This is a genomic window from Saccharopolyspora sp. NPDC002578 (assembly GCF_053592695.1).
On sequence record NZ_JBSFWJ010000065.1, the window covers coordinates 21,598 to 35,507 of the forward strand.

The 13,910-nt window shown below is 70.7% G+C and carries 14 protein-coding genes and 1 pseudogene; 8 read left to right on the forward strand and 7 right to left on the reverse strand.

The features are described from left to right. Nucleotides 1–17 precede the first annotated feature (17 nt). Together ACWD38_RS24255 and ACWD38_RS24260 are read left to right on the forward strand one after the other, a co-directional pair. Nucleotides 18–602 carry a DinB family protein gene (locus tag ACWD38_RS24255; protein WP_450124966.1) on the forward strand — a complete coding sequence of 195 codons (585 nt, stop codon included), beginning with the start codon at nt 18–20 and terminating at the stop codon, nt 600–602. Between the two features lie 24 nt (nt 603–626). Next, nucleotides 627–1,304 carry a DUF2461 domain-containing protein gene (locus ACWD38_RS24260; protein ID WP_450124967.1) on the forward strand — a complete coding sequence of 226 codons (678 nt, stop codon included), beginning with the start codon at nt 627–629 and terminating at the stop codon, nt 1,302–1,304. Here ACWD38_RS24260 and ACWD38_RS24265 read toward each other — a convergent pair. Continuing rightward, nucleotides 1,255–1,623: a VanZ family protein gene (locus tag ACWD38_RS24265; protein WP_184481211.1), complete on the reverse strand. Its 369-nt coding sequence runs from the start codon at nt 1,621–1,623 to the stop codon at nt 1,255–1,257. The two genes, ACWD38_RS24260 and ACWD38_RS24265, sit on opposite strands and share 50 nt — an antisense overlap. A 75-nt stretch (nt 1,624–1,698) precedes the next feature. Here ACWD38_RS24265 and pyk point away from each other — a divergent pair, with 75 nt between their 5' ends. Beyond that, the gene (pyk, locus tag ACWD38_RS24270; protein WP_184481209.1) at nt 1,699–3,120 is read left to right on the forward strand and encodes a pyruvate kinase; all 1,422 of its coding nucleotides are present in this window, start codon (nt 1,699–1,701) and stop codon (nt 3,118–3,120) included. Between the two features lie 102 nt (nt 3,121–3,222). Further along, nucleotides 3,223–4,167 carry an acyl-CoA thioesterase II gene (gene tesB / locus ACWD38_RS24275; protein WP_184481207.1) on the forward strand — a complete coding sequence of 315 codons (945 nt, stop codon included), beginning with the start codon at nt 3,223–3,225 and terminating at the stop codon, nt 4,165–4,167. A 136-nt stretch (nt 4,168–4,303) separates the two neighbouring features. On the opposite strand, the gene ACWD38_RS24280 is transcribed toward tesB, so the two are convergent. After that, nucleotides 4,304–4,963 carry an SDR family oxidoreductase gene (locus tag ACWD38_RS24280; protein WP_450124968.1) on the reverse strand — a complete coding sequence of 220 codons (660 nt, stop codon included), beginning with the start codon at nt 4,961–4,963 and terminating at the stop codon, nt 4,304–4,306. Next, the gene (locus ACWD38_RS24285) at nt 4,960–6,240 is read right to left on the reverse strand and encodes an FAD-dependent oxidoreductase (RefSeq protein WP_450124969.1); all 1,281 of its coding nucleotides are present in this window, start codon (nt 6,238–6,240) and stop codon (nt 4,960–4,962) included. Before ACWD38_RS24285 ends, ACWD38_RS24280 begins: the two co-directional genes overlap by 4 nt. Nucleotides 6,241–6,416: 176 nt before the next feature. Here ACWD38_RS24285 and ACWD38_RS24290 point away from each other — a divergent pair, with 176 nt between their 5' ends. The 3 genes from ACWD38_RS24290 (at nt 6,417) to ACWD38_RS24300 (ending at nt 9,618) form a co-directional block, all read left to right on the forward strand. Further along, nucleotides 6,417–6,920 carry a MarR family winged helix-turn-helix transcriptional regulator gene (locus ACWD38_RS24290; RefSeq protein ID WP_450124970.1) on the forward strand — a complete coding sequence of 168 codons (504 nt, stop codon included), beginning with the start codon at nt 6,417–6,419 and terminating at the stop codon, nt 6,918–6,920. A 245-nt stretch (nt 6,921–7,165) separates the two neighbouring features. Then, complete coding sequence (dacB, locus tag ACWD38_RS24295; RefSeq protein ID WP_184481201.1) at nt 7,166–8,731, forward strand: D-alanyl-D-alanine carboxypeptidase/D-alanyl-D-alanine endopeptidase; 1,566 nt, start codon at nt 7,166–7,168, stop codon at nt 8,729–8,731. Nucleotides 8,732–8,940: 209 nt separating this feature from the next. Next, complete coding sequence (locus tag ACWD38_RS24300) at nt 8,941–9,618, forward strand: VTT domain-containing protein (RefSeq protein ID WP_184481199.1); 678 nt, start codon at nt 8,941–8,943, stop codon at nt 9,616–9,618. 8 nt (nt 9,619–9,626) lie between these two features. Here the strand turns inward: ACWD38_RS24300 and ACWD38_RS24305 are convergent, their stop codons facing one another. Next, a complete protein-coding gene (locus ACWD38_RS24305) occupies nt 9,627–10,556 on the reverse strand; it encodes an AraC family transcriptional regulator (RefSeq protein ID WP_450124971.1) in 930 nt (309 codons plus the stop codon). Nucleotides 10,557–10,762: 206 nt separating this feature from the next. Between ACWD38_RS24305 and ACWD38_RS24310 the strand changes: the two genes are divergently transcribed. After that, nucleotides 10,763–11,185: a nitroreductase family deazaflavin-dependent oxidoreductase gene (locus ACWD38_RS24310; RefSeq protein ID WP_450124972.1), complete on the forward strand. Its 423-nt coding sequence runs from the start codon at nt 10,763–10,765 to the stop codon at nt 11,183–11,185. A gap of 133 nt (nt 11,186–11,318) precedes the next feature. On the opposite strand, the gene ACWD38_RS24315 is transcribed toward ACWD38_RS24310, so the two are convergent. The 3 genes and pseudogenes from ACWD38_RS24315 to ACWD38_RS24325 all read right to left on the reverse strand — a co-directional run. Next, on the reverse strand, nt 11,319–11,852 hold the full coding sequence (locus ACWD38_RS24315; RefSeq protein WP_450124973.1) for a PH domain-containing protein: 534 nt from the start codon (nt 11,850–11,852) through the stop codon (nt 11,319–11,321). Between the two features lie 145 nt (nt 11,853–11,997). Next, nucleotides 11,998–13,380: an amino acid permease gene (locus ACWD38_RS24320; RefSeq protein WP_450124974.1), complete on the reverse strand. Its 1,383-nt coding sequence runs from the start codon at nt 13,378–13,380 to the stop codon at nt 11,998–12,000. A 303-nt stretch (nt 13,381–13,683) separates the two neighbouring features. Continuing rightward, a pseudogene (locus ACWD38_RS24325) lies at nt 13,684–13,910 on the reverse strand (serine hydroxymethyltransferase); the annotation flags it as partial.

Here is a 13,910-nt window from a genome sequence, read left to right on the forward strand (position 1 = left end):
GGTGCCAGGCTGCGCGCATGACCGGAACCGATGCCAAGGACGACCTGCACCAGTACCTGCGCGAGGAGCGAGACGCCCTGCTGTGGAAGCTCGACGGGCTCTCCGAGTACGACGTCCGGCGCCCGCTGACGCCCACCGGCACCAACCTGCTGGGCCTGGTCAAGCACGTCGCGACCGTCGCGGTGGGCTACTTCGGCATCGTCTTCGACCGCCCTTTCCCGGAGCCGATGCCGTGGATCGAGAACGGGGCCGACAACGACGACATGTGGGCGACCGCGGAGGAGACGCGGGAGCAGATCATCGGGCTCTACCACCGGGCTTGGGCGCACGCGGACGCGACGATCGCGGCGTTGCCGCTGGACGCGCCGGGCCGGGTGCCGTGGTGGCCCGCGGAGCGCGGCGGCATGACCCTGCATCGGATCCTGTGCCACGTGCTCGCCGAGCTGGCTCGGCACGCGGGCCACGCCGACATCGTCCGCGAACTCGTCGACGGTTCCGCGGGCCGGCGAGCCGGCAACGACAACCTGCCCTCGCGCGACGAGCAGTGGTGGCGCGACCACCACGACCGCCTCGACCGGGTCGCCCGCGCGACCCGTGCCTGATCGCGGTCGATATAGGCTGATCGGGTGCGTTTCGAAGGGTTCGGGGACGGTGCCGTCGAGTTCTACGAGGGGCTCGAAGCCGACAACTCCAAGGCTTACTGGGGCGATCAGCTCGCGGTGTACCGCGAGCACGTGCGGGCTCCGATGGAGGCGCTGCTCGCCGAGCTGGAACCGGAGTTCGCCGCCGGGGTCGGCTCCGGCGGCGCGAGCGGCAAGGGCAAGGTGTTCCGGCCGCACCGGGACGTGCGGTTCAGTCCCGACAAGTCGCCGTACAAGACCCACTGCGGCGCCGTGATCGAAGCGGGGCGCGGCGGCGGGGCCTACTACGTGGAGGTCAGCGCTGCTGGCATGCTGATCGCCGGCGGCTGCTTCCACACCGAATCCGACCAGCTGGCGCGCTACCGCACGGCGGTGGACGAGCCGGTCCACGGGGAGCGGTTGCGCGAGGTCCTGGCCGCGTTGGGGTCGCGCTGGGAGATCACCGGCGACACCCTCGCCACCCGCCCGCGCGGCGTGCCCGCCGACCATCCGCGGCTGGAACTGCTGCGGCACCGCACGCTCTACGCGGCGCGCCGTTGGGAACCGGACGACCTGCTGCACGAGCGGGGGTGCGCGAGCCGCGTCCGCAAGGGCTGGCGGGAGCTGCGCGAGCTCAACCAGTGGTGCGCCGACCACGTCGGACCGACCGAGCGGCGGCGGTGAGCAGCAGGGCCACCAGCGCGCCGAGCACGTCGACCAGCGCGTCCCGCAGGTCTCCGCTGCGGCCCAGCGGTAGCACCGCCTGCAGCACTTCGGACAGCGCCGCGTACCCGACGAGCCCCACCACGAGCGGGGCGGCGGGGACGCGGGCGGCGGTCCCGCTCGCGGCCAAGGCGGCGAACAGCACGAAGTGCACGACCTTGTCGGTGCCCGGCGGCGCGGACGGGACGCCCGACGCCGGGGTGAACAAGATGATCAGGCTGATCGCGAAGATCACACCGAAGAGCAGCTGACCGGGCCGTGGCCTGTAATGATTCAGCACCGCAAGATCCCGATCGGTTCGTTTCCAGGTGGCTGCGTATTCGACGCGCGTCCAAGGAGACTAGGCTGACACAACGTGAGTCGACGAGCCAAGATCGTTTGTACCATGGGCCCCGCCACCGCCTCACCGGAGAAGGTGGCCGAGCTCGTCAGCAGCGGAATGGACGTCGCCCGGTTGAACTTCAGCCACGGCAGCCATGGCGACCACCAGCAGGTCTACGACCTGGTGCGGACGGCCGCGAAGGAAAGTGGCCGTGCCGTGGGCATCCTCGGCGACCTGCAGGGACCGAAGATCCGCCTCGGCAAGTTCGCGGACGGTCCGGTCGAGTGGAACACCGGCGACGTCGTGCGAATCACGATCGACGACGTGCAAGGCACTCATGATCGCGTTTCCACCACCTACAAGGGCCTGGCCGCCGACGCCAAGGTCGGCGACCGGGTGCTGGTCGACGACGGCAAGGTCGGCCTGACCGTCTCCGCCGTCGAAGGCAACGACGTCGTCCTCGACGTCGTCGAAGGCGGACCTGTTTCCGACAACAAGGGCCTGTCCATGCCCGGCATGGACGTCTCGGTGCCCGCGCTGTCCGAGAAGGACATCGCGGACCTGGAGTTCGCCCTGCAACTCGGCGTGGACTTCATCGCGCTGTCGTTCGTGCGCAGCCCCGCAGACATCGACCTGGTCCACCAGGTGATGGACCGCGTCGGGCGCCGGCTTCCGGTGATCGCGAAGCTGGAGAAGCCGGAGGCGGTGGACAACCTGGAGGCCATCGTGCTGGCCTTCGACGGCGTCATGGTCGCCCGCGGTGACCTCGGCGTGGAACTCCCGCTCGAGCACGTCCCGTTGGTGCAGAAGAAGGCGATCCGGATCGCGCGGGAGAACGCGAAGCCGGTCATCGTCGCCACCCAGATGCTCGACTCGATGATCCACAACTCGCGGCCGACCCGCGCCGAGACCTCGGACGTGGCCAACGCCGTGCTCGACGGCACCGACGCGGTGATGCTCTCCGGCGAGACGAGCGTCGGGGACTACCCGATCGAGACCGTGCAGACGATGGCCCGCATCGTCGAGGCCGTGGAGGACGGATCGCCCACGCCGCCGCCGCTGAGCCACGTGCCGCGCACCAAGCGGGGCGTCATCTCCTACGCGGCGCGCGACATCGGGGAGCGGCTCAGCGCGAAGGCGTTGGTCGCGTTCAGCCAGTCCGGCGACACCGTGCGGCGGCTCGCCCGCCTGCACACCCGGCTGCCGCTGCTCGCGTTCACGCCGGAGGAGTCGGTCCGCAGTCAGCTCGCTCTCACTTGGGGGACTGAGACGTTCCTCGTGCCTAAAGTGGACACGACCGACCAGATGGTCCGTCAGGTGGATCAGGCGATGCTCTCGCTCGGACGTTCGCAGCGCGGCGACATGGTCGTCGTGGTCGCGGGTTCCCCGCCTGGCACCGTGGGTTCGACGAACCTGATCCGGGTGCACCGGCTCGGCGAGGAAGACCACGTCTGATCCGTGTTCGCGCGCGGAGTGGGTCGGTCGCACTGACCGGCAAGGGCGGGAACACCGTCGTTCCCGCCCGGTGATCCACCCCGATTCGCCCGAGGAGCAGAAGTGACCGAAGCGGCACGAGCGGCTGCCGCCGACCCGGCAGGCCTGCACATCGACAGCTCGGTCCCGTTGGACGTCAACGGTGTGCCGCACGGCCAGCCCGTGCTGGACCGGCTGATCGCCCTGCTCGATCTGGAACGGATCGAGGAGAACATCTTCCGCGGGGTCAGCCCCGCCGAATCACCGGTGCGCGTCTTCGGCGGCCAGGTCGCCGGGCAGGCGCTCGTCGCCGCCGGGCGCACCGTGCCGGAGGACCGGCCGGTGCATTCGCTGCACGCCTACTTCATCCGGCCCGGTGACCCGAGCGTCCCGATCGTCTACGAGGTGGATCGCACCCGGGATGGCCGGTCGTTCACGACCCGCCGGGTCGTGGCGGTGCAGCACGGCAAGCCGATCTTCTCGCTGTCGGCGTCGTTCCAGCTGGTCGAGGACGGCATCGACCACGCCGAGACCATGCCCGACGTGCCCGACCCGGAGTCGCTGCCGACGTACGGTGAGCAGGTCGGCAGCCTGCTGGGGGAGCTGGGCGGCACGCCGTACCAGCCCCGCCCGATCGACGTCCGCTACGTCACCGACCCGCCGTGGGTGCGCAAGGACGACTCCGAGCGGGAGGCGCGCAGCCAGGTCTGGATGCGGGCCGACGGCGGGCTGCCGGACGACAAGCTGCTGCACGTGTGCATGGCGGCGTTCGCCTCCGACCTGACGCTGCTGGATTCGGTGCTGGTGCGCCACGGCGTGTACTGGATGCTGGACAAGGTCTCCGGGGCGAGCCTGGATCACGCCATGTGGTTCCACCGCCCGTTCCGCGCCGACGAGTGGCTGCTCTACGACTGCGCCTCGCCGAGCGCGTCCGGTGCTCGTGGGCTGGCGACGGGGCGGTTCTTCTCGCAGGACGGGCGGTTGGTGGCGACCGTCGTGCAGGAAGGCCTGCTGCGCGTCCTGGACTGATCACGATGAACGACGGGGCTCTCCGGCGGTTGCCGGGGAGCCCCGTTTCGCGTGCGGCGGGGTTCCGCGCCGACCCCCGGCGGAACGGCCGGTGCGCCCCGCCGGGCGTGCTGCTCGTTTCAGCGGCGCGCGGTGGTCATGCGCCGCTCAGCGCCGTGAGGATCGAGGTGTCCCCGCTGGTGAGGTCGAAGGCGCGGCACCGGCTGGACGGTGCGTCGATGGCGGCGACGGTGACCGCCGCGACGTCGGCGCGGGGGATGGTGCGCGGGACTCCCGGCGCGATGTCGAGCCGGTCGGCGATCCGGACCAGGCCGGTACCGGGATCGTCGGTGAGGCCGCCGGGGCGCACGATCGTCCACGACAGGTCGGAGTCGGCCAGCGCCCGGTCCGAGACCTCCTTGGCGCGCAGCACCCGGTGCAGGAATTCCGGGCCCTGATCGGGGCGGTCCGCGAACAGCGACGACACCTGGAGGAACCGAGGCACGTCGGCCTTCCGCGCGGCGTTGACGGCGTTGATCGCTCCGTCGCGGTCCACCGCTTCGGCCAGGCCGGGTTGCGGGTCGCTCGCGGCGGCCGCGTTGATCACGACGTCCGAGCCGGCGAGCGCGTCGGCCAGCGGTTCCGTCGCCGACCGCAGATCCGCCAGCACCGGTTCGGCGCCCTGCGACCGCACGACGTCCGTGGCCTCCGGCCTGCGCACCACCCCGCGGACCGGCAGCCCGCGCGCGAGCAGTTCCGCCACGATCAGCGCGCCGGTCTTCCCGGTGGCTCCCAGCACGGTCACGAGCATGGTCATCGGCTCCTTCGCGTCGGCCCACCGGCCGGGTCGGGGTTCGGGTCCAGCAGGGTCGTGTCGAGCGCGGGCGGGAAGGGGCCGTAGGCGTTGGCGCGAGCGGCTCGGCGCCGCACCGACCGCAGCCGCAGCGCCGCGCGCAGCAGCGGGTTCGGCCGGAAGTCGCCGTCGCCGGCGAGGACGGCGGCCACCCGGTGCTCGGTGCGGACCTGCTGCCGCTGCACCTGTTCGACGGCGGGTTCGCGGAGCCGCCGCACCTCGGCGAGCACGTCCTCACCGGGAGGGTCGTCCTGCCGGAGCGCGGGGATCAGCACGTTGGCGGCGGTGACGGCGTCCTGGATCGCCATCAGAATCCCGTTGCCGCCCACCGGTGAGATCACGTGCGCGGCGTCGCCGATGAGCAGCGCGCCGGGGCGGTGCCACCGCTCGACGCGGGAGATCTCCACGGACAGCAGGGTGATCTGGTCGAAGCCGGCCAGCTGGTCGACCCGGTCGGCCAGCCACGGGACCCGTGCGGCGAGGAAGTCGCGGATCGGCCCGACCCCGGCGCGTTTCGCCGCCGGGTAGCCGCCCTTCGGCACGGTGTAGCCGACCTGCCAGCCGTCCTCCTGCCCGAGGGTGGAGACGTAGTGCCCCGGCCCGAAGTAGAGGTCCGCGTCGGCCGTCGGCGGGTCGTGGGGCCGCCGGGGCAGGCGGAACCACAGGATGTCCGAGCTCGCCCCCAGCGACCGGGTGGGGAGGTCGAGCAGGCGCCGCATCCGGGAGAACCTCCCGTCGGCGCCCACGACGAGGTCGACGTCCAGCCGGTGCTCGCCGTCGTCGTCCCGGTAGCGCACGCCGGTGATCCGGTCGCCGTCGTCGACCACTCCGGTCACCTTCGCCCCGAGCAGCAACCGGAATCCGGGTAGCGCCGCGGCCTCGGCCGCCAGGAAGTCCAGGAACCGGGCCTGCGGCATCAGCGCGACGTAGGGGAACGGGCCGCGCAGGCCGCCGTACTCGGCGGTCGTGACGGTCCCGGAGGTGGTGTGGAACCGGAAGGTGGTGGCCCGCGCGTGCTCGATCCGCAGCAGCCGTTCGGCAAGCCCGAGCCGCTGCATCAGTTCCAGCGTGTACGGGTGCAGCGAGTCGCCGCGGAAGTCCCGCCGGAAGTCCGGCCGCGATTCGAGCAGCGTCACCCGCACACCGGCGCGGGCGAGCAGGTACGCGAGCACCATGCCGCCCGGCCCGCCGCCGACGATCGCGCAGTGCTGCGCGCGGTGCCGTCCGGTCTCGTCGGGCACGGGTTTCACCTCGTCTCGGTGGTCGCGGAGGTGCGGTGATCGGAGCGGGCACGGCGTCGTCGTCCCGCGGATGGATGTCTCTGCGGCCAAGATAATGACGGTTGCCAAGAATGTCAATCGTTGAGATAGTCGTCGTTGTTATGATCCCGGTTTCGCGAAGCCAGGGGAGGCGGCCGGTGGAGGCACCGATCGAGCAGCAGGTGTTGGAGCTCTTGCGCGAGCAGGGCATCGAGGGCGAGCGGATCTCGCAGGCCTTCGCGGCCAGGCACGGCATGCACCCGACGGACATGCGCGCCCTGATCCTGATCATGGACGCGGACCGGCGGGGCGCGCCCGCGACGCCGCGAGCGCTGCGCCAGGACCTGGTGCTCACCTCGGGCGCGATCACGGCGATCGTCGACCGGCTCGAAGCCAAGCGGCACGTGCAGCGCAGCAGGGAGAGCGCCGATCGCCGCCAAGTGCAGCTGCGGCCGACGGACTCGGCGCGCTCGGTGGCGGCGGAGTACTTCGGCGCGCTGGCCGACCGCGGCCGGGAGGTGCTGACGGAGTTCGACCCGGCGGAGATCGTCGTGATCCACCGCTTCCTGCACCGCATGCACTCGGTGATGCGGGACTTCGACGCCGAGGGCGCGGGCGCGGCGGTGCTCGCGGACCGCGGCGCCGGGAGCGCGGGCCGCTGACCGTTCGATCGTTGACCGGGCACGAGAGGTTGTCTAGGTTTCGCCCAGGAAGTCCTTGCAGAATGATCTTTTGATCGGGTTTCTTGTCAGCGGCGAAGCCGCTGAGCAGCGACCAGCTTGAGCAGGCCGGCCACCGGCGGGTTTTCGCTGAGCGACCACCTACGAAGGTCATTCCGAAAGGACCCCCCGACACGGGCGGCGCACCCACCCGCTCGGACGATTCCTTCCCGCCACGAGGGGGCGCGATGCGTCGCTGGGTACCGGTCTTCGCCCTGATCCTGCTCGGCGTCGTCGCGGGCCCCGTGGCGTCCGCGCCGGTCGTGGCGGCCCCGACCGGCTCCGACGCGCTGCGCGTCGACCTGGACGAGATCCTCGCCGATCCTCGGCTGGCCGGTTCCCACGCGGGTGTCGTGGTGCGGGATCCGGAGACCGACGAGGTGCTCTACAGCAGGCAGCCGGAGGCGCGGGCCACCCCGGCCTCGACGGCGAAGCTGTTCACCGCCGCGGCGGCCCTGGAGGAGCTCGGCCCGGACCACCGGTTCCGGACGGAGGTGCGCGCCGCGGCGCCCTCGGCCGGGCCGTTGCTGCTCGGCGACCTGTACCTGCGCGGCACCGGTGACCCGACGATGCTCGCCGCCGACTACGACCGGCTGGCCGAGCAGGTCGCGGCGTCCGGGGTGCGCGTGGTGCAGGGCAGGTTGCTCACCGACGACACCTGGTTCGACGACGTGCCCCTGGGCACCGGCTGGGCCTGGGACGACGAGCCGTACTACTACGCGGCCCCGGTCTCGGCGCTGACGGTCGCGCCGAACGAGGACTTCGACGCGGGCAACGTCCTGCTGCGCGTCTCGCCCACCGCGGCGGGTGCGCCGGTGCGGGTCGACCCGGAGCCCGCGACGGATGCGGTGCGGCTCGACGTGCGGGCCACCACGGGCGAGCCGGGTTCGGAGTCGACCTTGTCGGTGACCAGGGAGCACGGCGGTGACCGGGTGATCGTGTCCGGTTCGGTGCCCGCCGACGCCGAACCGGCGGAGGAGTTCACCTCCGTGCGCGACCCCAGCGCCTACGCGGCGGACGTGTTCGCCCGCGCGTTGCGCGCCCACGGCGTCCACGTCGCGGGCACCGCCGAGGGGACGGTTCCCGCGGGTGCGCGCACGATCGCGGAGCACGAGTCGATGCCGCTGCGGGAGCTGCTGGTGCCGTTCCTGAAGCTGAGCAACAACGGCCACGCGGAGGTGCTGACGAAGGCCATGGGCAGGCAGGCCCGCGATGAGGGTTCCTGGCCGGCGGGCATCGAGGTGCTGACCGAACGGCTCGCGGGGCTCGGCGTGGATCCGGCCGCGTTGCGGCTCGTCGACGGCTCCGGGTTGTCGTCGATGGACGCCGTGTCGCCGGGCAGGCTGGCGCTGCTGCTGGACGCCGTGCGGCAGCGGCCGTGGTTCGCCGATTTCCACGCGGCGCTGCCGGTGGCGGCGCAACCGGACCGCTTCGTCGGCGGCACGCTGCGCAACCGGATGGCGGGAACGGCCGCGGCGGGCAACGTGCACGCGAAGACGGGCTCGATCAGCGGGGTCACCACGTTGTCCGGGTACGTCACGGCCGCGAACGGGCGTCCGCTGGTGTTCGCGGTGATGTTCAACGATTTCCTGGGCGATTCGCCGAACGATCTGGAGGACGCGATCGCGGTGCGCCTGGCGGAGTACTCGGGCCCCGGCGAACGGCCGAGCGGCATTCCGGCCGTGCCCAGGCAGAACACCGCGGAAGTCGGCGGGGAATCGGATCTGGAGTGTTCTTGGACGAAGTCCTGCTGACCCTGATCGCATTGCCGGATATGCGCGGATAACCGTGGAAAGCGGTGCTGTGCGGCAAAGATCGTGGAATGGGGGATTTCCCGATTCGGCGCCGGGGTGGGCTCAGGGGGTGGCGGGGGTCATGCCGGGGTTGCCGTAGGGTCGTGGGAGCTAACGTGGCATCCGTTGGTCGACCATCCCGTACACACAGGTGAACTGGGGAGTTCCACGTGTCCTTCGTCAGCGATTTCCTGGCCATGGTCGCCGGGCTTCCTCGCCCGCTGCTGATCCTGGTCACCGGTGCTCTTGTGCTCGGCGAGTGCACGATCGGCCTGGGTTTCCTGGTGCCGGGCGAGAGCGGTCTGCTCGTCGCTTCGGCGGCGGTGACCGATATCGGCTTTTTCTTTGGATTGTCACTGACCGTGGCCTTGTGTGCGGTCATCGGTGACAACATCGGCTTTTTCCTGGGACGACGTTATGGCGCGCGAGTCCGGGAAACACGAATGGTGGCGAAGCTCGGCGTCCGGCATTGGGATCGGGCGTGCCGGATGTTGCGCAAGTACGGCATCGGGGCGGTCTTCGTCGCCCGTTTCCTGCCGGTGGTGCGCACGCTGGTGCCGGTCTCGGCGGGCACCAGCGGGCTCGGCTACTGGCGCTTCCTGGTGACGTCGATCGTCGGCGCGACGACCTGGTCGATGCTGCACGTCGGTATCGGCTGGGCGGCGGGCACGTCCGCGAAGTACATCGAGCACGTGCTCGGCCGCGCGGGCGGCATCGTGCTGGGAGCGCTGGTGCTCATCGGCATCGGCGTGTGGTTGTGGCGGCGTTCCCGCAAGACCGCGCAGGACCAGGACGAGGTCGAGCCGGTCGTGGAGCCGGAGTCGGTGGAGACCGAGCGGGCGGCCTGAACCCCCGCTCAGCGCGCTGGGGCGGCGCGGCTGTCGATCCGGTACCGGCCGGGCGCGCGACCGCGGGTGCGGCTGAAAGCGCGGCTGAACGCGTGCACCGAGGTGTAGCCGACGGAGCGTGCGATCGCGTCGAGGGTGTCGTCGGTGTCCCGCAGCCGGGTCGCGGCGAGGTCCATCCGCCACCGCGTGAGGTAGCCGCCCGGCGCTTCCCCCGCCGTGAGCAGGAACCTCCGGGTGAGCGTGGCGCGGGAGACCGCGACCTGGGCGGCGAGGCCTTCGGTCGTCCACGGGTGCGCCGGGTCCTGGTGCAGCGCGGTCATCGCCTCCCGCACGACCGGGTCGCAGAGCACGCCGAGCCAGGTGCCCGCGACCTGCCCGGGGTTGTCGTCGAGCCAGCTCCGCAGCAGCTGGATGAGCAGGACGTCGACGAGCCGGTCGAGCACGACGGCCGTGGCGATCCGGGGCCGGGCCAGTTCGCGCGAGAGCAGCCGGATCGTGTCCTCCAGTTCGCTGCCGTGCTCGGCGTGCACGTGGACGATCTCCGGCAGCGCGGCGAGGACCTGGGTGGATGCGGCGGCGTCGGAGGAGAAGGAGGCGCCGAGGATGTGCGTGCGGGGCGCGCCGCCGCCGAGGTGTAGCACTTCACCTGCGGCTTGGGCTCGTTCGGCGTCGGCGCAGTCGCGGCGGTCGATCGCGGCTCCGGGTGAGCTGCCGAGGGTGTGCTCGGTTCCGGTGGGCAGCAGCACGACGTCGCCGGGCACCAGCTGCCGCGGGGCGTGGCCGGGGAGCCCGAGCCACGCGTCGCCCGCGGTGATCGCGTAGAAGCCGGCGGCGGTGCCGCCGCCCCATGTCAGGCCCCAGTCCTGCCCGGCGGCGATCCGCGCTCCCAGGCTGCCGCGGACCCCGGTCCGGGAGAGCACGTCGGCGAGCAGGTCCATGCCGGCAACGATATCCACCGCGCCGACGCGGCCCTCCGGTACGGCGACCGTTCGGTGCGCCGGGCGCCCTCCCGTGCGACGGGCGGACATCGATGTGCGCCTGCTGAGCATCGTCGGGATCGTCGCTCGCGGCATACGCTGGGTTCGACGACGTGTCGGGGGCGGGCGGCGCCGGAGCCGGTGTTCCCGCGAGGGAGGAGCGACCAGTGAGCGAATCGATCGACTTCGACGAGATGAACCGGAAGGTCATCGCCGAGTTCCGCGAGCGGGGCGGGCGGGTCGGCGGCGCGTTCGACGGCTTCCCGCTGGTGCTGGTGCACCACGTGGGCGCCAAGTCGGGCACCGAGCGGATCTCGCCGCTGGTCCCGCTGGTGGAGGGCGATCGGATCTTCATCTTCGCCAGGAAGGGCGGCTCCGCCGAGAACCCCGCCTGGTACCACAACTTGGTGGCGAATCCGCGGACGCGGGTGGAGACCGGAACGGAGACCGTCGACGTCGTCGCACGGGTGCTCACCGGCGAGGAACGCGACGAGGTCTACGCCAGGCAGGTCGCCGTGGCCCCCCAGTTCGCCGAATACCAGCGCAACACCGACCGGTCCATCCCAGTGGTAGAACTCGAACGCGCCTGACCAGATGCTTTGAACTTGGCTTGAGCAGCGGGTCAGGTGGCGGAACCTCAGCGGCTTCGCCGCTGACACGACAGCGACCGCGAACGCCGCTCACCTGGGAAGACAAGATCAAAGCCGCTCAAGGACGGGCTGTTCAGTTCCGGGTGGTCACCTGGCCGCTGCTGAGTTGGTGCACTGCCCGGCTCACCTCGCGGGGCCGGAGACCGGTGCCGGTGAGGGTGAGCGCGAGCCGGTCGGCGCCGGGGCATTCGCCGAGCGGCCCGCCCCAGCCCTCCACGTCGATCACCAGGTACGGCGAACCGGCCCGGTGGCTGCGCAACCGCACTTGCCGCACCGCCGACCAGGGCGCCGAGTAGGTGCCCGCGGCGGAGGCGTAGGTGACGCCGAGGTCGGTCAGCGCCAGTTGCAGGTTCAGCATGTTCCGGTGGATGCGCCGCCAGCGCAGCTGCGCGCGGGCGACGTAGCAGCTGTAGGCGGCGGCGATCACGGGGATCAGCACGAACCAGCGGGACGCCCCGTCCGTCCACGACCACCAGAGCGCCGCCGCCGCGGCGCAGGCCACCGCGTTGGCGATCTGGGTGAGCACGACGAGCAGGCCGTCCCGCTGGATGCTGCGTTCTTGCTGCGTGCTCCGGCTGATCACCAGCACGCGGGAGGCCGGGTGCATGCCGACGATCTTGCCCCGGTCGGCGGGCGGACAGAACCCGGCACTCGGCGCAACCGGGCTCGGGCGTTCGCCCGAGATCCGGTTTTCGCACGTCTCCCGCACCAGGTCCGCCCGTGCTGCGGGAAATTCACGGTTTCCGCGGGGATCAGGTGCGCGCGGTCTCCCGTTGGGCCGAACGCCGCCGGGAGACGACGTAGCCGATGCCGAGCGCGATCACGAGCACCGGGGTGATGTAGAGCGCGATGATCGTGTCGGAGTCGAACGCCAGCAGCACCACGACCATCGCGAGGAACGCGAGCACCACGTAGTTGGAGTACGGCGCCCACGGCATCCGGAACGTGTTCGCCTGGATCTCGCCGCGCGCGACCTTGCGGCGGAATCCGAGGTGCGCGATCACGATCATGCCCCAGGTGAACAGGGCTCCGATGGTGCTGGCGCTGGTGATGTAGGTGAACGCCTCTTCCGGTGCCACGTAGTTGAGCAGCACGCCGAGCAGCATCGCGCCGAAGGTGACGGCGATGGCGCGGGAGGGCACCGCGCGGGAGGAGAGCTTGCCGACGGCGTTCGGGGCGTGTCCGTCCTCGGACAGGGTGCGCAGCATGCGGCCGGTGGAGAAGATGCCGCTGTTGCAGGACGACAGCGCGGCGGTGATCACCACGAAGTTGATGATCCCGGCCGCGGCGGGGATGCCGATCAGGGCGAAGGCCTGCACGAACGGGCTGCCGTCGGCGTTGAAGCTGGTCCACGGCGCCAGCGCGGTCAGCGCGGCCAGGGCGCCGACGTAGAAGATCAGGATTCGCCACATGACGGCGTTGATGGCCTTCGGCAGCACTTGCTGCGGGTTCTTGCTCTCGCTGGCGGTCTGCCCGACCATCTCCACGCCGATGAACGCGAACATGACGATCTGGAACGCCAGCAGCGCCGAGGTGGGACCGTTGGGGAAGAAGCCGCCGTGCGACCAGATGTTGCTCACGGCGGCGGTGTCACCGGCGTCGCTGAACCCGAAGATCAGGATGAGCACCACGATGGCGATCATCGACACGATGGCGACGACCTTGATCAGCGCGAACCAGAACTCGAACTCGCCGAACAGCTTCACCGCGATCAGGTTGACGCCGCTGAGCACGATCAGCGCGCCGAGCGCCGGGATCCACTGCGGCAGTTCGGGGAACCAGAACTGGAAGTACTCGCCGACGGCGGTGATCTCGGCCATGCCGGTCACGATCCACACGAGCCAGTAGCCCCAGCCGGTGGCGAACTTGGCCCAGGGGCCGATGAATTCGCCCGCGTACTCCGCGAAGGAGCCGCTGACGGGGCGGTACATCAGCAGTTCGCCGAGGGCGCGCATCACGAAGAAGATCATCAAACCGGCGATGGCGTAGATCAGCATCAGGCCGGGGCCGACCTGGTTCAGGGCCTTGCCGGACCCGAGGAACAGGCCCACACCGATCGCCCCGCCGATGGCGATCATGTTGATGTGCCGGTTGCTCAGTTCTTTGCGGTATTCCTCGGGGACGGGTTCGCTCATCGCCGTGCTCCTGCGGAGAGAAGAAGGACTCGTTGTGGACCGGTACTGTGCCACGCCCGAGTGAGACCGTCTCGGCAGGGTGGGCGTGACTCGATCTCGATTCTTGGGTGAAATGTCGCCAATGTGCTGTTGTGGCCCGGTCATGATCCGCTGACCTGCTGCTACGGCCCGAGGAATTGTTGCACGGGACAAAGTCGGCCGCTGCGGCGAAAACACGGACGCCGCATTCCCACCTGAATCGAGGGGGAATGCGGCGTCCGGCGCAATTGTGGATCTGGTCAGGGGGTTCCCCTCACCGGATCATCACAGGTTCGGGTACAGCGGGTGTTTTTTCGCGAGTGTTTCGACGCGGTTGCGGAGTTGGGTGGTGGTGTCGGGGGTGAGGGTGGGTTGGAGTGCGTGGGCGATGATGTCGGCGACTTCGGTGAATTCTTCGGTGCCGAAGCCGCGGGTGGCCAGGGCGGGGGTGCCGATGCGCAGGCCGCTGGTGACCATGGGGGGTCGGGGGTCGTTGGGGACGGCGTTGCGGT